The sequence below is a fragment of the Francisella philomiragia genome, assembly GCF_018135955.1.
Taxonomy (GTDB): Bacteria; Pseudomonadota; Gammaproteobacteria; order Francisellales; family Francisellaceae; genus Francisella; species Francisella philomiragia.
On record NZ_CP063138.1, the window covers coordinates 1,384,370 to 1,407,019 of the forward strand.

Consider the following 22,650-nt stretch of genomic DNA (forward strand, 5'->3'; position numbering starts at 1 on the left):
AAAATCACCTACTTATTTCTAGCTACTTCTATAAATAGCTTTTCTAGTTTTGCTTCTTTTGAACGTACATCTAAAACATCTAAATCATATTTACTTGTTAATTCAGCAAATATCTCATTAAGCACAACACCTTTAGTAACTTCAACCTCGATTGTGTAGTCATCTATTTTTTTGACTTCACCAAGATCTAATTTCAATTCATGCTGACACTTTTCTTTAAGATCAAAAATATAAGTATGTTTATCAGCTGACTTTAAAAAAGTCTTCATATCAGTATTAACACATAATTTACCTTTATGAATTAGTGCGATATGTTTACACATTGACTCAGCTTCTTCTAAATAATGTGTTGTAAGGATAATTGTCAAACCTTCTTTGTGAAACTCTGAAATCATTTCCCACAGTGAGTTTCTAAGCTCAACATCAACACCTGCTGTTGGCTCATCAAGGATAAGAAGTTTAGGTTTATGTATAAGAGCTCGAACAACCATTAATCGTCTTTTCATACCACCAGATAGAAATCTAACTTGAGTATTTCTTTTCTCATAAAGATCTACTTTCTTTAAGAGCTCTTCAGCATAAGGTATAGCTTCTTTTTTAGAGATACCAAAAAAACCTGCCTGTGTAACTAAAATATCCATAGGCTTCTCAAAGATATTTAGATTAATCTCTTGAGCCATTACGCCTAGATGCTTTCTCGCTTGGATGTAATCTTTATCGATATCATATCCAAAAATTTTTATTTGCCCTGAAGTTTTGTTTACAAGTGATGATATCATCCCAAGAGTTGTTGATTTACCTGCACCATTAGGTCCTAAAAGAGCAAAAAAATCGCCTTTTTTAACTTCAAAGCTAATATCATCAACCGCCTTCAAACCACCTTTATAAACCTTGGTAAGATTTTTTATTTCTAACGCGTTTTGATTGTCCATAATAATTAATTATTTAGAAAAATATTTGCATATTATAGCACTTAAGATTTTTTTTTTGGAAACTTATAGAAGCAGCTAGAGATAAAAAAATTATAATTTCCTTAGTTTGACAACCGCGACCTCTTCTGCATAATCAGGCCTGTTACCATCTAAACCTTCTGCTAAAAGATAATAATCATTAACTGGCGCATTAGTACAGTTACCATCCATATCACACTTAGAACTCTCATTTGTCTCATCAGTCATCAATGAAGTAGATGCTGAAGTATACCAAGGATTATTCATCTTAATCACAGCTATTTCTCTGCCCTCATTTATTGAAATCACTGGAAAAGTAGCTTGACCTGAACCGTCACATGATACTACTATCTTTTCCTTATTCGAGATACTTAAAACTTTACAGTTTGGATCTATTGATGAGGCATTACCAAAGTACAATTCATTAGTAAGATCTCCACTTACCTGTACTTCAAAATTTGCAGCCGCACATCCCAAAAATGGTACGAAAAATATAGAAGCAACAAACATTTTCTTAAAAGTATTTTTTTTCATTAACAAACTCCTTTACATTTTATATTAAATTAAAACACTTAAACAATTAAGCATCTCGACTATACATTATAATTTAATATTAATTATTTGATAGGTGTTTTTTGAAGTTCCTGAAATAAATAATAGAGATATTACAAACCTTTAATCTGAAAAATTCTAAAATAGTATCATCAATATACTAAAACCAACAACAACTATAAATATTGGTCGCACTAATTTTGAACCCTTAAGTATAACCATTCTCGACCCAACAATCCCACCAAAGAAACTACCAACAGCCATTAACAATCCAAATGCTATATTTACCTGACCAGATAAAGCAAATACAGCTAGAGAAAATAGATTACTTTTTAGATTAAGAACTTTCGCGTATCCTGATGCTTGTAAAAATGTATAACCAAGAAAATAAACTATAGCAATAATCCAGAAATTACCTGTACCTGGACCAAAAAAACCATCATAAGCACCCAGTATAAAACCAAATATTGTAAAAAAAGTCATCTCTGACATTCTTTTTTTGCCCTCATTAACTCCTAAATTTTTATTCAAAATACTAAAAATAAAAACAACTATCAGAAGAATTGGAACCAAAGTATTCATAAAATCACTATGAATAACCAAAGTTAATATAGTACCTAAACAAGCACCAATAAATCCGGCTATAAGTCCTCTTAGAACTGTTTTGATGTTAATTAAGCCACTTTTATAATATTTCAACACTGCCATAGCAGTACCAATACTAGCCTGAAGCTTGTTTGTACCAAGTACTGTAACAATTGGCAAACCTGTCATACTTAACGCTGGTATACTTATTAAACCACCACCTCCAGCTATAGCATCTATAAAGCTTGCCAAAAAACCCATAGCCACAATAAATATACACAAAAAATAAAAATGCTCTGAAAAAAATTCAACCATTTACAAACTATAACTGTATAAGAAAAACTCATTTAATATTACAATATATTTGATTGTAATACTGCTAAATAAATGCAAATTAGATCAACTTACTCTCACACAATACCTTCTAAGGAGTTAATGTTTATGTTTGATACAGATAATAGAAGTAAAAGAATACTCTTTATGTCACACTGTTTATTAAATCAAAATGCAAAATTAGATCATCTCGCATCTAGACCTGGTGCACTTCCTTTAGTGATGGGAGAAATAATAAATTCTGGAGTTGGAATTGTACAGATGCCTTGTCCAGAATTATTAGGACTAGGGATTGATAGACAGTGTGTTAAAGGTACTACTATTGATGATATTAAAAGTGAAAAGACCAGAGTTTCAAAACTTATGGCAAATCAAAAGCAACTGTGTGTAGATTTAGCCAAACACGTTATACTCCAGTTGAAACAGTATAAAAAATATAATTTTGAAATTGTTGGAATCCTTGGTGTAAATATGTCTCCAACATGTGGAGTTGAAACTACTTGGGCTGACGACCAAGAAGTAGTTGGTAATGGTATTTTTATCAAAACGCTAAAAGAAGAATTAGCTAAGGAAAATATACAAATTAATTTCACTGGTATAATACCTCCTCAAATAGAGGATTCAGTAAAGCGAGTAAAATCTTTTCTCAATAAATAAATTCATCCTACTATATTAATAAATGCAACGCGAGCCAAATAGTCGGATTTTCTGTATATGTAACCCAGTGCTTAGTATTTTTAGGGATAAATAAATGCTCTCCTTCATCTAAAATATAATCATTATTATCTAACCTAAGCTTTGCCATACCCTTAAGTACAACAACCCATTCATCATGACTCTGGATATACGGTTCATCTATAGGCGTAACCTGACCATAAGATATAATCTTTTCTATGTGAATATTATCACTTTTTAGAAGATCTACAAAAATCTCGTTATTAGATGTACTAGGAATTACATCGAATAGATTTATACATTTTTTCATAAATTATACTCTTATAGTTTAAAGACTTCACAAGTGTTTTTATAAGTCTGCTTTGCAACTTCATCGTACGAGAAACCTTTTAGATCCGCCAAAAATTGTGCTACATATTTCACATATTCCGGATAGTTTGGCTTACCTCTTAATGGCACAGGTGTTAAATAAGGCGCATCAGTCTCAATTAATATTCTATCAAGCGGTAATTTCTTAGCAGTTTCTTGAATATCTCTAGCATTTTTGAAAGTTAAGATACCAGAAAATGATATATACATCCCCATATCTAAAGCTTTTTTTGCCATATCATAGTCTTCTGTGAAACAATGTAATATGCCTCCACAACCTTCAACATTTTCAGATTTTAAAATATCCAAGGTATCCTGTTTAGCAGATCTAGTATGTATTATTACAGGCTTTTTAACATCATTAGCTGCTTGCATATGATTTACAAACTTTATCTTCTGTGCCTTTTTCGTCTCCTCGCCATTGTAATAATAATCTAATCCAGTCTCTCCTATAGCGACACATTTTTTATGTTGTGAGCGAGCTATGATATCATCAACACTTGGTTGATATGAATCAAGCTCACTAGGATGAACTCCTACAGAATGATATACATTATCAAAGTTTTCTGTGATCCTCTCAATATCAGCAATTTCATCCCATGCAACAGCTATTGAAACAATTTTTTCAATACCTGCTTCTTTAGCATTATCAATAACCTTCTCAAGGCTTATATCATCTAATTTTAGGTAATTTAAATGACAGTGTGAATCTATTATCATAATCTAGGGATTTGCGTTATTTAACTATTGCTACAATTATAAATTATTGAGAATACAAAAACTATTTATAGAGCAGAACTATTTTTGAAGAGTTTCTTTGACGTTATCCATTTTCAAAATTATCCATACTACTAGGATAATTTGTGCCAATGCTGCTGTCACCACGACATGATAATATGTTTGGGTAAAGACATTTAGGAATCTATCTAACCAATGATGACTAATATCATATCTATAATATAAATCATAAGTTATAGTAAATATAGTTAGGGCAAATGCCGATGAAATCATATTTCCTGAACTTTTGAGTGTATTGACACTATCTAACTTATTTTTATCCGCTACAGTATACATCACTGCATTTGATGATGTCTGATATAAACCTAACACAAATCCATACCCCATAGCAACAGCACAGAATGTAATATAATTATAGTGAATATCAAATAAAATTGAGATTAACATCACTGAAGATACACCGAGCAAGCCTAACACCATACATGTTCTATAACCATAGAAATAAACTATGTGTTTAGCAGTTTTTTTAGAAATAATAGTACCAATCATCAAACATACGGACATAATAGATATGTATATAGTATTCAAATGGCTTAGATGATACAAAACAACAGGCCAAGCAAAAAACACCCAGTAAGTTGTTAGTCTACACAAAAAATTTGAAGCAAAGGCTATCGTAAAATTTTTATTACTAAAGATACTTAAATCAATTATTGGATTTCTGATTTTTTTGTATGTAATCGCATATAAAGATATCGATACAACTACACATATAGCAATATATATCTTAATTGACAAGTCGATCTCTTTTAAGAGAATCTCACTTAGTACAAAAAGTGCTGATATTGAAAAACCTAACAGACAAAGACCAACAAAGTCAATTTTCTGCTTTTGATTACTTGATATTTGTTTGGGGAAATATTTATATATAGCCACAACTGCAAAGCAGGCAAATGGCACTTGCATCACAAATGCCAAACGCCATGACTCTGGTGATATAGATGCAAAAATACCTCCTATAATCTGTCCTGATATAGCCATTATCAAAGTATAATTAGATAATGAAGCTGTTCCCTCAAGCATATTCTCCGAAAGCTTTAAGTAAGCAAGCATTGCTACAGGCGCTGAAAATGCTGCAAATAAGCCCTGAATTGCTCTGAATGCAAAAAGCTGAGTATCAGTCATCGCTAATCCAGATAGCAATGAAAATAATCCAAAACCAGATGCTGCAAACATTAATGTATATCTAAAGCCAATCTTCTCAGCCATCCATGAACTAAGAGGCAGAAACATCCCCATAACAATCATATAAATACTAATACCTGTTTTTAGAAATTCAGGAGTCGTATGAAGGCTTTCTGCTATCTTAGGTAAGATATTATTCATAACAGTTGTATCAATAAGATCCATACCCATAATCGTTATGATCGCTATTAATACAATATTAAAGTTAGGTTTTTTCATACACTAATTCTCTTTTGTATATAAAATTTATGAGATAGAAACATTGTGAAGGTATAAGTCGAGTACTTATAATAAGGTGGTGCCGGAGGCCGGACTCGAACCGGCACTCTGTTGCCAGAACCGGATTTTGAATCCGGCGCGTCTACCAATTTCACCACTCCGGCAAGAGTAGTATTTATATTCTATAGATCTTCAGGCCAATTATCAATCATTGTTCCTAAAGATAAACCAAGTTCAGATAATTTATCTTTGATTTCTGTCAATGACTTCTTACCAAAGTTTGGCGCTTTAAGAAGCTCATTCTCAGTTTTTTGTACAAGTTCACCAATCAATCTAATATTAACAGCTTTTAGACAGTTTGAAGATCTTGCAGTAAGATTTAGTTCTTCAACATGCTTAAGTAAAAGAGGATTTATATCTTTAGTAGGATCTTCTACAAAAATCCCTTTATTTATCTCTTCAACATCAACAATGTTTCTCAGCTGATTTTGTATCTTTGTAGCTGCTATTCTTAGAGCTTCTTCACAGCTGACATTACCATTTGTTTTAATGTTAAGCTCAAGCTTATCTAAATCTGTACGTCTACCTACACGAGCATCTTTGATCTCATAATCACAGAAAGATACCGGAGAAAATGCCGCATCTAAAAGAAATTCTTCATTTTTGAAGTTCTCTTGTGCTTGTCTGTAGCCAATACCCTTTTCTACTTTAGCTTCGATCTTAAGTTTTTTGCCACCATTGTAGCTACAAATAAAGACTTCTTCAGTAATTGCCAAACCTTCGGATAACTTAGCTTCTTCTGAAAAGACTTCTTCTTCTGAACCAGATAGCTCAAAAGTAATTACCCCTGTATCAACACCTTCTGCTAAAGTCACAGGCAGTGATTTGACATTTAAGATAATATCAGCAACAGTCTCATCACACGGAATCACATCTTCCAATGAAGTAACTTTTCCATCATTAATCTTAACACTAGTGACACATGCACCATGTATAGAATAAAGCATAGTCTGCTTAAGTGCGTAACCAAGTGTATAGCCAACACCTCTCTCTAGAGCTTCAAAAGAAAACTTAGTAGCATTTTTCGCATATTCATCAATTTTAATATTAGTAGGATGTAGTAAATTTTCCAATGCCATAGCAGTATAAAACCTAGTTATAATTTTATTAGATATAATTTAATTCCAAAGATTATAACATACAAATATAGAATTTTAATAGCTTAATTATAACTTCTTGATTTTGTTTATACTATCTAACTTCATTTTTATCTTCGACTCAAAACCAGCTGTATTTGGAGTATAAAAAGTTTGACTAATATTTTTTGGCAAATATTGTTGTACTACATAAGCATTTGGATAATTATGTGGATATAAATAATTACTATCTTTATAGTTCTTAAGATGCTGAGGAACTTCAATATTGCCCAAACTTTTAACAATCTGTTGGGCATCTGCTAGCGCCTTATAGCAAGCATTACTTTTGGGTGCTACTGCTAAATATATAGCTGCCTGCGACAAAACTAACCTCCCCTCTGGCATACCTAATTTTTCATAAGCATTCCAAGCATCTATGGCGACTCTCAAAGCTTGAGGATCAGCATTACCGATATCTTCAGAAGCTATACACAACATTCTTCTTGCGATAACTAGAGGATCAGCACCATTATCTAACATTACACTCAACCAAAATATAGCTGCATCAGGATCTGTACCTCTGACAGACTTGTGAAAAGCCGATAGTTGCTCATAGAACTCTTTACCTTCACGGTGAAAATCTCTCGAAGCCTCTCCAACAGCTTGATCAAAAAGATCCTTATCAAGATGAATAGTGTTAGTTCTATCACTAATCAAAAACATCCTCTCAAGCAAGTTTAAAATTTTACGACAATCACCTTCACTATAGTTGTGTATAGCATTGTATAAATCATCATCAATTTCAAAAGAATGTTTTGCTAATAATTCATCCTTGATTATAGCTCTTTGAATAAGCTTACGGGTCTCTGAGATATTCAGCCTTTTCAATCGTAAAATAAATACTCGCGAAACTAGAGCATTATTTAAGTAGTATGTTGGATTTTCAGTAGTTGCTCCAATTAAAATAATTTTGCCAGACTCAACATAAGGTAAAAGTAAATCCTGTTGTGACTTATTAAATCGATGAATTTCATCTAAAAATAGTACAAAACTACATAAGTGTTGATTATCTGCGATTAATTTTTTAACATCTTTAACACCAGAATCAACTGCAGATAACTCAAAAAATTCTAACTGCTTAGAGCTAGCTATTATTTTGGCCAAGGTAGTTTTACCAACACCTGGTTTCCCACATAGTATTAGCGAGCAAATCCCATCACCAGCCAAAATTTTTGTTAATGATCCATTTTTTGATAGTATATGCTCCTGACCTATTACCTCCTCAATACTCTGAGGTCTTAATCGAGCTGCCAATGGAACATACTTCATCTAAATAAATCCTTTTTTGATTTTTAGCTAACGCTCTTAATTATTCTAATCTATAACAATCTTGTACTTACGTTTAACAAGCTCGTATAGCATACCCTCACGCACTGCGCCATTAGACAACTTCATTTCAGAAATTCCAAGACAATCAAAAATAGCATACAAAATTGCTACTCCTCCAGCCAAAACGCTCTCTCTATCCTCTCTCAAGCCCTCAAAGCGAATATGCTCAACCTCTCGCTTATCCATCATCATTGTAATTAGATTGTTTAAGAATTCTTTGGTAACAATACAATCTCCGGTAATCTCTTGACAGATTCCAACCACTGCAATAATAGTTCCTGAAGAACCTAAGACATTGCTCCAGCTTATTTTCTTATATTTACTTAAAATAGGAGAGAGTATTTCTTTTGCCATAGCAGTAGCTGCATAGAAATTAGCAAAATCAAGCTTCTCATTACTAAAGTGATCCTTTTGCACACCTACACAGCCCATATCTAGACTACGAGCAATTAATATCTTATCACCTCTACCAATTACAAGTTCGGTGGAGCCTCCTCCAATATCTATAACTAATGTTTTTTGCTTTGCATCGTGATTATCTCTAGCCCCAACATAGACCAGACGTGCCTCTTCCGGACCAGAAATAATCTTAATTTTCGTCCCTAAAGCTTTATCTAATTTCTTTTTAAAACCTTTTATATTATTTTTTGCCTTTCTTAGAGTATATGTGCCCACTGCTTTTACATGCTCAACTTTATATTTTTGAATTTCTTGAGCAAAAAACTCCAAACACTCAATAGCTCTTTCTTGAGCATCTTTACTAATTGTTAGATTATTATTAAGACCTGCTCTTAGCTGTACTTTTTGCTTTTGTTTTGATAATGTAACAACCTCGCCGTCAGGCTTGATTTCACTTATCAGCATATGAAAACTATTTGAACCTAAATCTACTGTTGCGACTATCTTTGACATACAAAACAAAAGCTTATTTTTATAACTATCCCCATTATAAAAAAATATCTGTAAAATAGCTAAAAAAATTTGTCTAAGAAGTTTTTTTGTTTATAATAACTAACAATTAGTTTAACTTCTTATAAAATTATCAAAATACAGCAGAAGCTTCTGCTTAATTCAGTTTTAGAATCAAAAAACTTAAAGGAAAATCAAAGCATGTCAAAATGTATCGATATATTAGATAGCCAGTTCGAAAGCGAAGTATTAAATAGTGATACTCCAGTATTATTAGATTTTTGGGCTCCTTGGTGTGGTCCTTGCAAGATGCTTTCTCCAATACTAGAGCAAGTTGCTGAGCATTATGGCGACAAAGTTAAAGTATGCAAAATAAATATCGATGACAACGAAGAAACAGCAATGAAATTTGGTGTGCGTGGCGTACCTACTCTTATGGTTTTCAAAGATGGCGAAAACAAAGAAACTAAAGTTGGTGTAGTACAAAAAACTCAATTAATCTCAATCGTAGACAAATATCTATAATTAGTTAGATCAATATTATTTTTTTATAAATAGAGAATCAAATGAACTTAAATGAATTAAAGTATAAATCTGTTAATGAGCTAATGGATATAGCTCAAAGTCTAGATCTTGAATCACTTCGTGCAAGAAAACAAGAACTTATCTTCTCAATTCTTAAATACCATGCCGATAAGGGTGAAGATATATATGGCGAAGGTATCTTAGAGGTTCTACAAGATGGCTATGGCTTCTTGAGATCTTCTGATAGCTCATATTTTGCATCTCCAGATGATATCTATGTTTCACCTGCTTTTATCAGAAAGCTAAATCTAAGAACTGGTGATAGTATTGTTGGTAAGATTCGCCCACCTCGTGATAATGAAAAATACTTTGCAGTAAAGCATATTGACAGTGTTAACTTTGATTCACCAGAATTAGCTAGGAAAAAAATCTTATTTGAAAACTTAACTCCTGAGTATGCTAAAGAAAGGCTAACTATGGAAATAGGAAATGGTTCAAATGAAGATATTACAGCAAGAGTCATCGACTTAGCTGCTCCATTTGGTAAAGGTCAGCGTGGTCTAATTGTTGCGCCTCCAAAAACTGGTAAAACAATTATGATGCAAAATATCGCAACATCAATTGCTAAGAACCATCCAGAATGTAATCTAATTATGCTACTGATCGATGAGCGTCCTGAGGAAGTTACAGAAATGCAGCGTTCAGTGCGTGGTGAAGTAGTAGCATCTACTTTCGATGAGCCTGCAGCTCGTCATGTCCAGTTAGCTGAAATCGTAATCGAAAAAGCAAAAAGACTGGTTGAACACAAACAAGATGTAGTAATTCTACTTGACTCAATCACAAGACTTGCACGTGCTTATAACACTGTATCACCAGCTTCTGGTCGTGTACTATCTGGTGGTGTAGAGGCGAATGCTCTGCAAAAGCCTAAGAGATTCTTTGGTGCTGCACGTAATACTGCTGAAGGTGGTAGCTTGACAATCATTGCAACAGCTCTTGTAGAGACTGGCTCTAAGATGGATGAGGTTATCTTTGAGGAATTCAAAGGCACTGGTAACATGGAACTTCATCTTGATCGTAAGATTGCAGAGCGTCGCGTATTCCCTGCTATTAGTTTTGATAGATCTGGTACGCGTAGAGAAGAGCTTCTTACAACTCCTGAAGAACTACAAAAACTTTGGGTACTACGTAAGATTCTTGGTGGTATGGAAGATGTTCAAGCTATGGAATTCCTAACAGAAAAAATGAAAGGTTCATTAACTAATGAAGAGTTCTTCGAGACTATGAAAAGAGGCGCTATTTAAACCTAGGTCAATTTTTTATCTATCAACCTATTTTATCTTTTTATCATTCATGGAAATCAAATTCCATAAGATTAAATTCAAATAGAAATTTAGTATTATTAGCTAGTATTAGTGAATATTATTAATCAAATCAACACAACACTGATTTAGTTTCTTAGCTGACTCTTCAGTAGTAGCCTCTGTATAGCATCTTAACTCCGGTGCATTACCTGATGGCCTAAGGTGGACAATATCTTGATTAGTCATAGTTACTCTAACACCATCTGTAGTATCGATATTTTCAATGCTATTTTTACCATCAAAATGCTGAGATATAACCTTATCTAAAAGATCTGACTCGCCAGCTAATATTGATTTCAGGATTTCTTGGCTTTTTTCAGTGGCGAAATCATCAATCTTACTACTTGCTGTATATCGAGATGGTAAATCAAATAAAAGCTCTGAAACTGTTTTATTAGCATTAATAGATAGCATCATCACAGCAAGCATAGGTATCACAGCATCTCTTGTAGCTAATGCTTTTAGTACTTTGCCATCTCTTGATATATCACTAGCTAATAGAAATCCACCATTTGCCTCATATCCAACTACAGCATTTTGATTATTAGTAAGTAGCTCATTCATTGCAGCAATTACATACGGTGAGCCTATCTTAGTTCTAATCACATTATTAAAATAACCTATCTTTTCTGCTACAGTATTACTACTTACTGGTGTCGCAATAACATCAGCTTGAAGATATTTAGCTGTCAATACACCTAGAATATCGCCTTTTAACCAGTTACCATACTCATCACTAACCAGAGGCCTATCAGCATCGCCATCTGTTGATACAATACTATCAATTTCATACTCATTAGCCCACTGTTTTGCAAGCTTCACATCTTCTTGACGAATTGCTTCGGTATCTACTGATACAAATCTCTCTGAGAATCCTAGTAAGATAACCTTAGCACCTAGCTTTTCAAGAATTTCTTTTACTATCTTACGCCCTACAGACGAATGCTCATACAATCCAATAGTCTTACCCGACAAGCAATTTTGTGGGAAGAAATCTAAATATCTATCCACATACTGTACATGTGCTTGATTACAGATTTTTGGTAGTTCTACTTTTTGCAAAAACATCGCATCTTCATCAAAAGTATTATCATTAACCGTAATCGCTTGGCTTACAATCATTTCTTCATCCTCTTTGAGAACTTCGCCATAAGGAGTATTAAACTTGATACCATTTCTATCTTCTGGGATATGACTACCTGTAACCATAACTGATGGCATTTGATTAGTTATACCATATAGCATCACAGCTGGAGATGGGATCTCTCCACAGTACACTGGTTCATAGCCACTATCTTTGACTGCCTTAATCACAGCCTTAGTTATCCTAGGGCTACTATCACGCAGATCATGAGCTATAGCAATCTTTGAACCTTTGGTTATTGAGTACTTCTGCTCCAAAAACTGAATAAAAGCCTTAGTATATAGCCAACAAATTTTATCAGTCATTGCTACAACCAATCCTCTAACCCCACTAGTACCGAACTTCACACCACTAGAGTTAATAACATCTTTTATAACTACTTTTTCCACACAAATCTCCCAAAATAGTCTTATAACTTATAAATTTAGTTTTTCTTATAATAGTTTAACAGTCGACCTTTCAGTATTTCTAGTATTTTGGTGACATACTTAGTCGAAATACACAAATAATTTGCCTTGATGCCATTTAACTCTAGAGCTTTAATCGTTTCTTGGTTAATAATTTTTTTACTCTGCAAATTACTAGTACTAACCCCACCTACCAACATATTAATTATACATTTGTTTAAATACATATACGAAAGTCTATTTACAAGCAAAAATCTCACAAAGATTTCATAATCGGCAGCAATCTTAAAATCTAAACGGTAGACTCCATATTTCTGATAAATAGCTTTTTTGACAAAAAGTGTCGGATGCGGTGGCATAATTCCAAATTTCAATCTATTTGGAGTAAAACGCTTAGCTGAGTAATAACGCAGGATTTTATTGTTTTCATTAACAAATTTTAAATCCGCAAAAAGCATATCTTTATCATTCTGCCTAAACGCACTCACAATACTGTCTATAACATCACTATTACTATAGCAATCATCACTATTTAAAATACCAATAATATCCCCAGTTGCTAAAGCGATACCTTTATTCATAGCGTCATAGATACCATCATCTGATTCGCTTACTACTTTTGAGAGCTTAGAGCGATACTTTGCTAATATATCCAAAGTGCCATCATAACTACCACCATCAACTATTATATATTCAATATCCTGATAGCTTTGTGAAATTACTGATTGAATTGTCTTTTCAATAGTCTCTGCAGAATTGTAACAAACTGTAATTATCGATACTTTCAAACTATCAACCTTCTAAAATATTTTTATAAATCTCTAACTGCTTAGCTATTATATAGTCATTTTGATATTGCTTTGCAGTATTTTTTGCATTTTGACTCATCAGCTCATAATTACTATAGTCATAAGAGTTTTGTATAGTTGTTTGTAAGTCATTTTTTGTAGTTATGAAGCCATTTTCTCTATTTTTGATAAAATCTCTACGCGTACCAATATCAAAACCAATAACAGGAACGCCAAAACTCATAGCCTCTATTATCGTCAAACCAAATGTTTCATACAGTAGCGCTGGTTGGATTAGATACTTCGATTGTGAAATCAAAGATAGCGTCTCTTTCCTAGTACATTTCCCTTTAAAAATAATATTTTTAGATGAGTATTTATTAATTATCTCATCACTATCAGGACTATCGCCAACTACAGTCAACACAAACTTATCATCTAAAGATATCCATGTATCTAAAAGCTCAAATATACCCTTAGATTCTTCAAGCCTACCTACATAAATATAGTCTTGTTTAGTCTTTTGAGTATGCTGATCTACAGCCAAAGAGATACTATTTGGTTTGAGGATGATTTTATGGCTTGGAATACCCAGCTCTCTAACCTTTTGCCTTTGAAAATCAGTCAACACAAAATAATAATCAATATTCTTAAACATTCTGAAGAGTCTGTAAAAACTAAATGCTGCTTGTGCAACCAAACTCTGTAATCTTGACTTCCTGTAGCATTTATTTTTGATACCAAAAATAGGTAACTTACTTTTGGTACATAGTTCACATGCACCAAAGCCATCTCTATACAGAATACCAGATATACACCATAGTCTGTAATTGTGAAGTGTATGTACAACTTTAGCACCAGATTTTTTTGCAGCCTTAAAAACACTTGGTGTCAACAAAGGAAAAAAATTATGCACATGGACTATATCAATATTGTTATCTCTAACTATTTTTTTAATATTTCTATAGTGCTTGCGTGAAAACCATATCCCAAATAATAAGCTAAATTTGCTAATATCATCATTAGAAACCTGATATGCCAAAACATTATCTTCGCCATGTAATTCTTGCAAAGACTTTAACTCATTATCATAAACTATATCTTCACCACCAATATTATTTGACTGATAGCGGTTATGAACAATCAAAATTTTCATAAATAAGCCTCAACTTGCTCAATATCCTTTGCATTTAGAGAGAATTTCTCCACACCAGTGATAAGCTCATGATATTTATCTGAGTTAATTGCTTGGATTAATGAAGTTAGTTCATCAATATTTTGTGGGTCTATCCAATAGCCATTTATATTATCTTTGACAATATCCTTAGCTCCACAGTTTTGGCTAATAATCACAGGCAAACCGAAATAAAACGCCTCTTCTACTACTAATCCCCACGGTTCAACCAAACTAGGTAGCACAAAAACATCATGACTAAGAAATTCATTTTTAAGTTTCTTATTCTCAATAGCTGATTTAAACACAATGTTATCATTAGCGATTTTTTGTAAATACTCTCTCTGCTCGCCCTCTCCGATTATGGTCAGGCTATAATCTTTTAGACTATTAAATACCTGAACTAATCTCTCTAAATTTTTAATCGCTGATAACCTCCCAACATAAAGAAACTTTTTGTGATATTCTCTTACTTCTTTATTAAAACTTGGTTTGTTGATAATACCAACACCTTTTGTAATTTTTATATCGCCAGGATACCCAAGTTTTAGTAATAACTCTCGATGAAGAGTACCAGATGCAAAAACTGTAGATATTCGCGATAGAAATATTTTTTTTATTAATGCTTGTATTCCTGTAGCCTTACTTTCATTAATAGTTGACTCAAGAGCTAGATAATTTTTGTTTTTACGATTAGCAAATATAACATACCAAAACTCACGCAACTCCCAACCACTTACTAATATTCTTTTATATTGAATACTTTTTAAGATACTTCTTAATCTTTTGATATTTGCTGAAGAGTTTCGCTGTTGTAAGTTGCCTGAGAATAAAACTTGATACTCAAAAGATACATTATCTAAACCAACAAAATCATCTGCTCTTTTTTCATTTGTATTCGAGGCTAAGAAAACAACAAAGATATTTAGCTTCTTAGCTAACTGATTGTACAAGTTAACCTTATAAAAAGCTGGAATGTGAGTGATTATGACATAATCATACATGATATCTTCTTGCCTCTAATTAAATCTATATCTAACTATATGATATAACAATACTAGCTTTTAGTAACCCCTAAAGTAGCTTCGTAGCTTAACTAACAAAGAAATAATGTAACTCTTGATTACAGGCAGATACGAAAGATTGTAAGATTTATTTATTTGAAACTTTTCTTTGAGAATCTTATTCAAGTTTTGTGATGATATACCATCAAGATCATACTTAGAAATAGTCATATCTAGATATTTAGATTTTTTACCAAGCTTAAAGTACTGCATTGTAAAATCTTGATCTGCACATATCTTGTATTTAAGATTATATTTTATTGCTTTATCTAACCTATAAAAAGTAGATTGATGGCACAACATCATTCCTAGCGCCATATCTCTCAAATTTAGTTCAGGTTTGTATTTTAGAATTTTATGACCAACATCAGTATCACCATATATAACCGATATATCTTGAGAAAATTTGCGCTCAAATATCTCCTGCAAAACATCATTAGAATAAAAACTATCTCCGGCATTCATAAAGTTTAACCATTGCCCTTTAGCCAATGCCATACCCTTATTCATAGCATCGTAAATACCTTGATCTGGCTCGCTGATATTTTATCTTGATATTTTTTGATAACATCAAGCGTACCATCAGTAGAACCACCATCAACTATAATGTACTCAATATTTGAATATGTCTGGTTTAATACGCTTAAAATAGTCTCTTCTAGAAGCTCTTTGGCATTATATACAACTGTTATAACTGTAACCAAAGGATAATTAGCTTTTTGAATTTGAGAATTTGACAAGGATAGCTCCTAAGATATATTAGTGACTTTTCTTACCTAGTTTTTCACTAAGCTTGTAGCCTATATATCTGAATATTCTAACATACTCATTGTGTCTTCTAATCATATTATCTGAAGTATATTTGACATAAAACTTATACATAAATATATGCCAGAGATCAAAAATATTCTTTCTAGGCTTGCCGCCAACAATATCATAAAACTCATTCATATAACCGCTTAGATCATGGCTTTTATTAGTTTCATGATGTCTAAAGCCCGAAACATTACTATTACATATATGTAAATTTGCATGTTTTGCAAACTCATGCCACATAAAAAAGTCGCCAGCTAGTTTATACTCAGCAAACTTTTTCATATCCATTTTATCTTGTAATGCTTTTGTCCAGAAAGTTGACTCTTGTTGTATTGACGGCAAACTCGTACCATGGATACCTTTTAGTATTCTCTTTCTTGATGGTACTAGAGGCAGCATAGAGTTTTCAATAATACCATCCTTGTTGTACCAGGTATTTTTAGCATTTATCCACTGTGCTTTTTCACCGTGTTTTTTCATCTCAGCAGCTATCGCTTTAAAAGCATTTGGTAGATAGAAATCATCTGAATTTATATATGCAACTATATCACCAGTTACTATCGACAACCCCTTTGATAAAGCATCATACATGCCATCATCTTTCTCACATATAAACTTGATATCAAGACTATTACAATAAATATCAAGCTCACCTTTGTTATGTTTATCGACATACTTTTGAATAATATCACAAGTGCTATCTTTTGACTTACCATCTACTAGAATATATTCAATATCAAAGTCTCCTCTTTGAGTGATTACACTCAAGATAGTTTCTTCAATATATTTCTCAGAATTGTATGATACTGTTACTATAGAAAATTTCATTCATTACCTTTTTATACTTTAATCTTTCCAATTTTAATATTATTATCTTTACCCACAACTCCAGCCTCAAATCTAACACCTATTTCAGATGCAATTAGTTCGCTATCAAAACGAGCATCACTAATATCAAAAAACTTCACGTACACAGTATAATGTCCTTGAAATACATCACACTTAAAATTATTAACAATACTATATTTATCCAAATATTTAACATTTTCAATTAGATTATTATCCGAATATGAATCAAAAGTTGAAATAGTTTTACCAGTAACATCTTCAGCAAGAAATTTGACTTTTATTTTCTCAAAATCACGTTTAAAAGTAACATTTAATGACAAAACATAGTCTGATCCTGTTTCCAAGAAGGTCGTAGGAGAACCTTCATGATCATAAATACCTACACAATTTGTCAGTAAATCAACTTTATAATTTGGATCGACAATACTAGTAGTAGAAGTAGATTCCTTCTCTTCAGACTCCTTCTCATCACCTAGAGCTCTAATCTCTTTAAGAGCACTCTCTTGATCAGCACTAAATAATGCCTTTTGATAATAGTGAGCAACTTGCTTAGGATCTCCATCAAGAAGTAAGCCTCTCTCATGAATAAAAACTGCTCGAGTACAGAACTCCAACATCAGAGAGATGTTATGAGAAACAAAAATTACTGTTGTTCCACCTTTAAGCAACTGCTTAATTTTAATAAAACACTTATTCTGAAAAATTGCATCCCCAACAGCTAAAACTTCATCAACTATAAGTATATCTGGTTTAACAGCTGTAGAAATTCCAAAGCCAAGTCTAGCCGCCATACCACTACTATAGCTCTTAACAGGTTGATATATATAATCTCCTATATCAGCGAAATCGGTAATCTGCTTGATAGTTTCATCTCGTTCAGAGCCTTCAATCTTATTAAGATCTAAACTGAACATAATATTTTGCATACCTGTAAGTTCTGGGTTTATATTTCCACCTAGCTCAAGCATTGCATTTATATTGCCTCTGACATTAATCCTCCCAGAGGATGGCGTAACAACCCCTGCTATCATCTTTAACAAAGTTGATTTACCAGCTCCATTTAAACCAAATAGCCCAAGAACCTCTCCTTTTTTTATCTCTAAATTGACATCCTTAAGAGCACAAAAATCTTTATAATACTTTTTCCTAGTAATACTGAAAGCTTCTTTGACACGATCTCTAGCAGAATCATAAATTTTATAGTTCTTCGACACATTTTGTAATTTTATTACAATATCTTTTTTCATTTAAATAACATCTCCAAAATGCGGTGTTAATCTTTTGAAAACTAACGCACCAAAAAATAATATTGACAAAGTCATTACTAAAAATATTATAGTTGATACTGGCTGTTGCCAAAACCAAACTTTCTCAATAAATATATTACGAAAGCCCTGAATAATATACGCCATAGGATTAAAATCTAATATAAATCTAAATCTTTCTGGAACTTTCTCTGGAGACCAAAATACTGGTGTAAACCAAAATCCAAACTGTACAATCAGTCCAACAACTTCAGACACATCTCTAACAAAAATTCTAAGTGCAGATGTTAACCAACCCAAACCTAAAAGTAATACAATAGTACATAACATATAATAAGGCAGCTGCAACCAGTATAAATCAGGAAATCTTCCATATAATACAAATACTACTATTAAAAAACACAATAGTATCAGATGTATAATAATACACGACAATATACTGACAAGAGGAAGAATATTAACACTGAAAGCTACTTTTTTGACCAAAAATTTATTTTTCACTAGAGATTCGCATGCTTTACCAAATGCTTCAGAAAAGAAAAACCATGGTATCATTCCTGTTAAAAGAAAAAGGATAAATGAAGTGTTCTCAGAAGCAGAGGCTCCGGGTCTGATACCGTATGAGAATACTATCCAAATCACAAGTATGAATACAGCGGGTCTTATTACAGCCCAAACTATACCCAAGTAAGAACCTAAATAAGCTTCCTTAAAATCATTATATGATAAAATCATTAATAACTTTCTATTATTTATCAAATGTTTGATAAATCTATAAAATTCTTTTACATACCTCATATTGCTAACAATACCCTTACACCAGTTCTATAACGCATAAAATTATAACAAATCATCACAACAATGAAAAAGCAAATAATACGATATCCATTACTTACAGACAATTTTTTTATTTTATTTCTAGTGGATTACCATATCTTTTTAGATATATATCTCCAATCATATAAGAGCCATAATCATTTAGGTGCGCATTATTAAGTCCATAATAATCCATCTGCATACCATCAAGATAAAGTATTACACCATCAATCTGATTAGAGCAATAGCCATTTTTGCATATAACTTTTTTAGGGTCTATCACTATCAAGTTTTTATACTTTTCTTGTAATGAATTTATATACTTAAGCTCGATACTTTGTGATGCTAGAATATCAGACAAAGGCCTACCACATCCATCTATTCCCAACCATTTATCAACCCTCGTCATTCCACAAGCAGGAGTCATCCCTTTGAGTGAAGGCCAATCCAACAAAATAACAGGCTGAATATTTCTCTTTTCAAGTATACTTACTATTTTGTCCATAAAAAATAAAGCTTTGTTATCTTTTGGAAGCTTGGCATGAACAGTATATGAATTCCACCAACCTACTAGTACAAAATACTTAGGATGTGTCTTATCCAACAATACTTCGATATACTTTTCGACTTTCTTATCTTGAATCATATTATAAACAGCTAGCTGAGTTCCACCAGCTACAAGCGTAGTCATATTCAAATCAGCTGTCCATTTACTTATCATTGGCGCTGCAACTTTTGCATGCGAGTCACCAAATATTACAACATCATAGTGATGTTTAATCAAAGAGCTCAGCTCAGCTGTATTCTTATATCCTTGATCTTGCCAAATACTATCATACTTAAGCTTATGCTTTGATTGCCACTCTGGATATTCATAAACAAAAGATCCATCTTCATGCTGAGAAACAATTTTAAAGTCTCCTATTGCTTTATTAAATCCAAAATTTGGAATATATTTGGTGCTTAATGCAAAAGCAATAGCGACAATCATGGGCAATAACCATAGTAAGCCAAGAGTTTTTAATATAGAAAATTTATATTTAAATCTTAATGGTTTCTCAACAAGATAATATGAACAAATAGATAAAGCAAAACTTAATAACAATATGACAATTTTTACAACTGTAGTTTTCTCTATACTCAAATAGTTGACATACGCAATAATTGGCCAATGCCATAGATATAAAGAATAAGATATGAGCCCTATAGCTACAATGATATTAATTGAGAAAAATTTATTTACCAATGGTAATTCTATAGCAGAAAAGCCAGCATAAATATATAAAGCAGCGCCAATGCAAACTACTAACATCCAACAACTTGGATATTGAACATCTATAAACAATATTGGCACTAGCATAAGTATTAGAGCTATCACGCTCAACATATTCGCAAAAAAACTAGTTTGTATAGGCTTTCTGTTTAAACTATAAACAGAAACTAAACAACCTACTAAAAGCTCAAATGCTCTTGTGGTAGGGAAGTAATAATATGATTGAGCACTTTTATAGAAAAAAAAATACAAAGAAAATGAAAAAAGTAGCAGAGCAACTACTAACATTTTAGATTTTACACCGAAGCTTTCGTTTTGTTTCCATGAGATGCCAAGGTTAAATACAAATATCAACATTACTGGCCAAAAGAAATAAAACTGCTCTTCAATGCCTAGTGACCACGTATGTAATAAAGGGATTATAGATGCATCAGAAGCAAAATAGCCAAACGATAAAGAGTTATAAAAATATATATTAGAGAGCGATGCTAATGCACTTACCATTGTTTTAGCAAACTGTCTTAGCTCTGCTGGTAACAGCACCAACCATGCGAAGAAGCTCGAAAATACTAGAACTGCAATCAATGCTGGTAGAATCCTTCTAGCTCTCCTTAAGTAAAAATTTTTAAGAGAAAAACGTCCTTCTTGAAGATCTCTAATAATTATTGAAGTTATAAGATATCCTGATATTACAAAAAAAATGTCTACACCTAAAAAGCCCGACTTAAAAAAGCTTATATCCAAGTGAAAAAATATTACTGACAATACTGCTAACGCTCTTAAACCATCTATATCTTTTCTATACTTTATATGACTCAATTTATTAATCTCAAAATTGCACTTATAAATAATAATACTACATAAAATAATTGTTTCATTTCATTTTTAAAATAATTATCTATCTTATCTCTTTAGCTTCTCAAAAATATTGTAAAGCCCACTTACTTTAACAAACTTTATAATCAGTGATTTGATACTATTATCATTAACTTGCTTTTCAAGAAACTCAATATACTCACTACATTCTCTAATAGTCTCATTATCTCTTTTTTTAAATCTTGCAAAACTCTCTACAATAACTTCAAAATCTCTTATTGAGAATTCTTTTAATACTTCTGACATAAAATTTGGTGTAGTAGCACCTATACTTTCACTTAATGTATTAGCAAATGAGTAAAGAAATTTATCTCTGTACTCCTCACCAAATATATAGCTAAAATCTACACAACCATGCAAAAACATAATTAGCTGTGCTTGCTCATCCGCGCCACTCCATATACCACCATCATTCATTCTATATACAGACATGATTTTATCTATATATTTTATTGAACCAAATTTTGAAAATACCAACAACATATATACATCATTACGTTTAACAGATGAGTATTTAGCAAGGTATTCATTAATCTGACTTTTATGTGCATCATATCTAAAAACTAAAGATGTTGTATGCAAATAGGCGGAATCAATAAAATCATCGAATTTATAACTATATTTTTTATTACTAGAATTTACAAATAATCTATCAGTCAACTCTCCATTAATTAAAAATCTTGTATTATGACCACAACCCATGAATTCTGGATTCCGCTCCAAAAAATCAACTTGCTGCTGTAATTTGGTAGAATCTGTCCAATAATCATCTCCTTCACACAATGCTATATATTTACCTCTGACGACAGGTAAAATAAAGTCTCTTATAGGTAAAGCTCCTTTTGAGTATTGATTTTGTTTTTGATAGACTAATCTAATAATATTTGGATATTGCTCAAGATAACTATTAAGTATTTCTGTAGTTCTATCAGTCGAGCAATCATCACTTATAATTATTTCAAATGGAAATTCTGTTTGTTGAGATAAAAAACCTTCTAAAGCCTTTTCAATATATTTCTCTTGATTATATGCAGTGCAACAAACACTCAATATTGGTTTATTATCTTGCCAAGATGATAATATTTGACTCTCACTTCTTAATTTAGACATTACTTATAAAACTTAGATAACTATATGCTAGACATTATAATCATAAATACAATAAGATTAAATAACTCGCTAGTATTAC

At 32.2% G+C, this 22,650-nt stretch carries 23 protein-coding genes and 1 tRNA gene; 3 read left to right on the top strand and 21 right to left on the bottom strand.

Features of this window, described 5'->3' with window-relative positions; all coding sequences use genetic code 11:
- Positions 1–8: 8 nt before the first annotated feature.
- The 3 genes from IMS64_RS06800 to IMS64_RS06810 form a co-directional block, all read right to left on the bottom strand.
- Positions 9–932, bottom strand: coding sequence for an ABC transporter ATP-binding protein (locus IMS64_RS06800; protein WP_004287307.1), 924 nt, complete (start codon positions 930–932; stop codon positions 9–11).
- Positions 933–1,022: 90 nt separating this feature from the next.
- Positions 1,023–1,484, bottom strand: a complete 462-nt coding sequence (locus tag IMS64_RS06805) for a hypothetical protein (RefSeq protein WP_211490227.1) — start codon at positions 1,482–1,484, stop codon at positions 1,023–1,025.
- A gap of 156 nt (positions 1,485–1,640) precedes the next feature.
- Positions 1,641–2,402 (bottom strand): TSUP family transporter, encoded by a 762-nt coding sequence (locus IMS64_RS06810; protein ID WP_211490228.1) that lies wholly within the window; start codon positions 2,400–2,402, stop codon positions 1,641–1,643.
- A gap of 72 nt (positions 2,403–2,474) precedes the next feature.
- Between IMS64_RS06810 and IMS64_RS06815 the strand changes: the two genes are divergently transcribed.
- On the top strand, positions 2,475–3,077 hold the full coding sequence (locus IMS64_RS06815) for a CD3072 family TudS-related putative desulfidase (RefSeq protein WP_211490229.1): 603 nt from the start codon (positions 2,475–2,477) through the stop codon (positions 3,075–3,077).
- Between the two features lie 10 nt (positions 3,078–3,087).
- Here the strand turns inward: IMS64_RS06815 and IMS64_RS06820 are convergent, their stop codons facing one another.
- The 7 genes from IMS64_RS06820 to IMS64_RS06850 form a co-directional block, all read right to left on the bottom strand.
- Positions 3,088–3,405, bottom strand: a complete 318-nt coding sequence (locus IMS64_RS06820) for a cupin domain-containing protein (RefSeq protein ID WP_211490230.1) — start codon at positions 3,403–3,405, stop codon at positions 3,088–3,090.
- A gap of 11 nt (positions 3,406–3,416) precedes the next feature.
- Positions 3,417–4,184 (bottom strand): TatD family hydrolase, encoded by a 768-nt coding sequence (locus tag IMS64_RS06825; RefSeq protein WP_042523783.1) that lies wholly within the window; start codon positions 4,182–4,184, stop codon positions 3,417–3,419.
- 78 nt (positions 4,185–4,262) lie between these two features.
- Complete coding sequence (locus IMS64_RS06830) at positions 4,263–5,666, bottom strand: MFS transporter (RefSeq protein ID WP_211490231.1); 1,404 nt, start codon at positions 5,664–5,666, stop codon at positions 4,263–4,265.
- Positions 5,667–5,743: 77 nt separating this feature from the next.
- Positions 5,744–5,830: transfer RNA gene (locus IMS64_RS06835), tRNA-Leu, on the bottom strand.
- A gap of 18 nt (positions 5,831–5,848) precedes the next feature.
- Positions 5,849–6,805, bottom strand: a complete 957-nt coding sequence (locus IMS64_RS06840) for a DNA-directed RNA polymerase subunit alpha (RefSeq protein WP_004287300.1) — start codon at positions 6,803–6,805, stop codon at positions 5,849–5,851.
- An 87-nt stretch (positions 6,806–6,892) separates the two neighbouring features.
- Positions 6,893–8,131, bottom strand: coding sequence for an AAA family ATPase (locus IMS64_RS06845; protein WP_211490232.1), 1,239 nt, complete (start codon positions 8,129–8,131; stop codon positions 6,893–6,895).
- Positions 8,132–8,176: 45 nt separating this feature from the next.
- A complete protein-coding gene (locus IMS64_RS06850; RefSeq protein WP_211490233.1) occupies positions 8,177–9,103 on the bottom strand; it encodes a Ppx/GppA phosphatase family protein in 927 nt (308 codons plus the stop codon).
- 198 nt (positions 9,104–9,301) lie between these two features.
- Between IMS64_RS06850 and trxA the strand changes: the two genes are divergently transcribed.
- Together trxA and rho are read left to right on the top strand one after the other, a co-directional pair.
- Positions 9,302–9,625 (top strand): thioredoxin, encoded by a 324-nt coding sequence (gene trxA, locus IMS64_RS06855; protein ID WP_004287297.1) that lies wholly within the window; start codon positions 9,302–9,304, stop codon positions 9,623–9,625.
- 41 nt (positions 9,626–9,666) lie between these two features.
- Complete coding sequence (gene rho / locus IMS64_RS06860) at positions 9,667–10,929, top strand: transcription termination factor Rho (protein ID WP_004287296.1); 1,263 nt, start codon at positions 9,667–9,669, stop codon at positions 10,927–10,929.
- Between the two features lie 108 nt (positions 10,930–11,037).
- Here rho and IMS64_RS06865 read toward each other — a convergent pair whose 3' ends face one another.
- From IMS64_RS06865 to IMS64_RS06910, 11 genes are all read right to left on the bottom strand, one after another.
- Positions 11,038–12,522, bottom strand: coding sequence for a phosphomannomutase (locus IMS64_RS06865; protein ID WP_211490234.1), 1,485 nt, complete (start codon positions 12,520–12,522; stop codon positions 11,038–11,040).
- A 35-nt stretch (positions 12,523–12,557) separates the two neighbouring features.
- Positions 12,558–13,328: a glycosyltransferase family 2 protein gene (locus IMS64_RS06870; protein WP_211490235.1), complete on the bottom strand. Its 771-nt coding sequence runs from the start codon at positions 13,326–13,328 to the stop codon at positions 12,558–12,560.
- Positions 13,329–13,332: 4 nt separating this feature from the next.
- Positions 13,333–14,484: a glycosyltransferase family 4 protein gene (locus IMS64_RS06875; protein ID WP_211490236.1), complete on the bottom strand. Its 1,152-nt coding sequence runs from the start codon at positions 14,482–14,484 to the stop codon at positions 13,333–13,335.
- Entirely contained in the window at positions 14,481–15,506 is a 1,026-nt protein-coding gene (locus IMS64_RS06880) for a glycosyltransferase (RefSeq protein WP_211490237.1), read from the bottom strand. Before IMS64_RS06880 ends, IMS64_RS06875 begins: the two co-directional genes overlap by 4 nt.
- A 60-nt stretch (positions 15,507–15,566) precedes the next feature.
- A complete protein-coding gene (locus IMS64_RS06885; protein ID WP_244972891.1) occupies positions 15,567–16,076 on the bottom strand; it encodes a glycosyltransferase family protein in 510 nt (169 codons plus the stop codon).
- On the bottom strand, positions 16,073–16,306 hold the full coding sequence (locus IMS64_RS09835) for a glycosyltransferase (protein WP_244972892.1): 234 nt from the start codon (positions 16,304–16,306) through the stop codon (positions 16,073–16,075). Before IMS64_RS09835 ends, IMS64_RS06885 begins: the two co-directional genes overlap by 4 nt.
- A gap of 19 nt (positions 16,307–16,325) precedes the next feature.
- A complete protein-coding gene (locus tag IMS64_RS06890; protein WP_211490238.1) occupies positions 16,326–17,210 on the bottom strand; it encodes a glycosyltransferase in 885 nt (294 codons plus the stop codon).
- An 11-nt stretch (positions 17,211–17,221) separates the two neighbouring features.
- Positions 17,222–18,478 (bottom strand): ABC transporter ATP-binding protein, encoded by a 1,257-nt coding sequence (locus IMS64_RS06895; protein ID WP_211490239.1) that lies wholly within the window; start codon positions 18,476–18,478, stop codon positions 17,222–17,224.
- On the bottom strand, positions 18,479–19,231 hold the full coding sequence (locus IMS64_RS06900) for an ABC transporter permease (protein WP_244972893.1): 753 nt from the start codon (positions 19,229–19,231) through the stop codon (positions 18,479–18,481).
- Positions 19,232–19,403: 172 nt separating this feature from the next.
- On the bottom strand, positions 19,404–21,404 hold the full coding sequence (locus IMS64_RS06905; protein WP_211490241.1) for an acyltransferase family protein: 2,001 nt from the start codon (positions 21,402–21,404) through the stop codon (positions 19,404–19,406).
- An 84-nt stretch (positions 21,405–21,488) separates the two neighbouring features.
- Positions 21,489–22,571 (bottom strand): glycosyltransferase family 2 protein, encoded by a 1,083-nt coding sequence (locus tag IMS64_RS06910; protein WP_211490242.1) that lies wholly within the window; start codon positions 22,569–22,571, stop codon positions 21,489–21,491.
- Between the last annotated feature and the right edge of the window lie 79 nt (positions 22,572–22,650).

Bases quoted from the DNA above. Each gene is read 5' to 3' on its own strand.
- IMS64_RS06900 (WP_244972893.1), bottom strand. From the start codon at position 19,231: ATGATTTTATCATATAATGATTTTAAGGAAGCTTATTTAGGTTCTTAC.
- IMS64_RS06805 (WP_211490227.1), bottom strand. From the start codon at position 1,484: ATGAAAAAAAATACTTTTAAGAAAATGTTTGTTGCTTCTATATTTTTC.
- rho (WP_004287296.1), top strand. From the start codon at position 9,667: ATGAACTTAAATGAATTAAAGTATAAATCTGTTAATGAGCTAATGGAT.
- IMS64_RS06815 (WP_211490229.1), top strand. From the start codon at position 2,475: ATGCAAATTAGATCAACTTACTCTCACACAATACCTTCTAAGGAGTTA.
- IMS64_RS06895 (WP_211490239.1), bottom strand. From the start codon at position 18,478: ATGAAAAAAGATATTGTAATAAAATTACAAAATGTGTCGAAGAACTAT.
- IMS64_RS06880 (WP_211490237.1), bottom strand. From the start codon at position 15,506: ATGTATGATTATGTCATAATCACTCACATTCCAGCTTTTTATAAGGTT.
- IMS64_RS06810 (WP_211490228.1), bottom strand. From the start codon at position 2,402: ATGGTTGAATTTTTTTCAGAGCATTTTTATTTTTTGTGTATATTTATT.
- IMS64_RS06840 (WP_004287300.1), bottom strand. From the start codon at position 6,805: ATGGCATTGGAAAATTTACTACATCCTACTAATATTAAAATTGATGAA.
- IMS64_RS06885 (WP_244972891.1), bottom strand. From the start codon at position 16,076: ATGAATAAGGGTATGGCATTGGCTAAAGGGCAATGGTTAAACTTTATG.
- IMS64_RS06875 (WP_211490236.1), bottom strand. From the start codon at position 14,484: ATGAAAATTTTGATTGTTCATAACCGCTATCAGTCAAATAATATTGGT.
- IMS64_RS06850 (WP_211490233.1), bottom strand. From the start codon at position 9,103: ATGTCAAAGATAGTCGCAACAGTAGATTTAGGTTCAAATAGTTTTCAT.
- IMS64_RS06800 (WP_004287307.1), bottom strand. From the start codon at position 932: ATGGACAATCAAAACGCGTTAGAAATAAAAAATCTTACCAAGGTTTAT.
- IMS64_RS06910 (WP_211490242.1), bottom strand. From the start codon at position 22,571: ATGTCTAAATTAAGAAGTGAGAGTCAAATATTATCATCTTGGCAAGAT.
- IMS64_RS06845 (WP_211490232.1), bottom strand. From the start codon at position 8,131: ATGAAGTATGTTCCATTGGCAGCTCGATTAAGACCTCAGAGTATTGAG.
- trxA (WP_004287297.1), top strand. From the start codon at position 9,302: ATGTCAAAATGTATCGATATATTAGATAGCCAGTTCGAAAGCGAAGTA.
- IMS64_RS06830 (WP_211490231.1), bottom strand. From the start codon at position 5,666: ATGAAAAAACCTAACTTTAATATTGTATTAATAGCGATCATAACGATT.
- IMS64_RS06820 (WP_211490230.1), bottom strand. From the start codon at position 3,405: ATGAAAAAATGTATAAATCTATTCGATGTAATTCCTAGTACATCTAAT.
- IMS64_RS06825 (WP_042523783.1), bottom strand. From the start codon at position 4,184: ATGATAATAGATTCACACTGTCATTTAAATTACCTAAAATTAGATGAT.
- IMS64_RS06890 (WP_211490238.1), bottom strand. From the start codon at position 17,210: ATGAAATTTTCTATAGTAACAGTATCATACAATTCTGAGAAATATATT.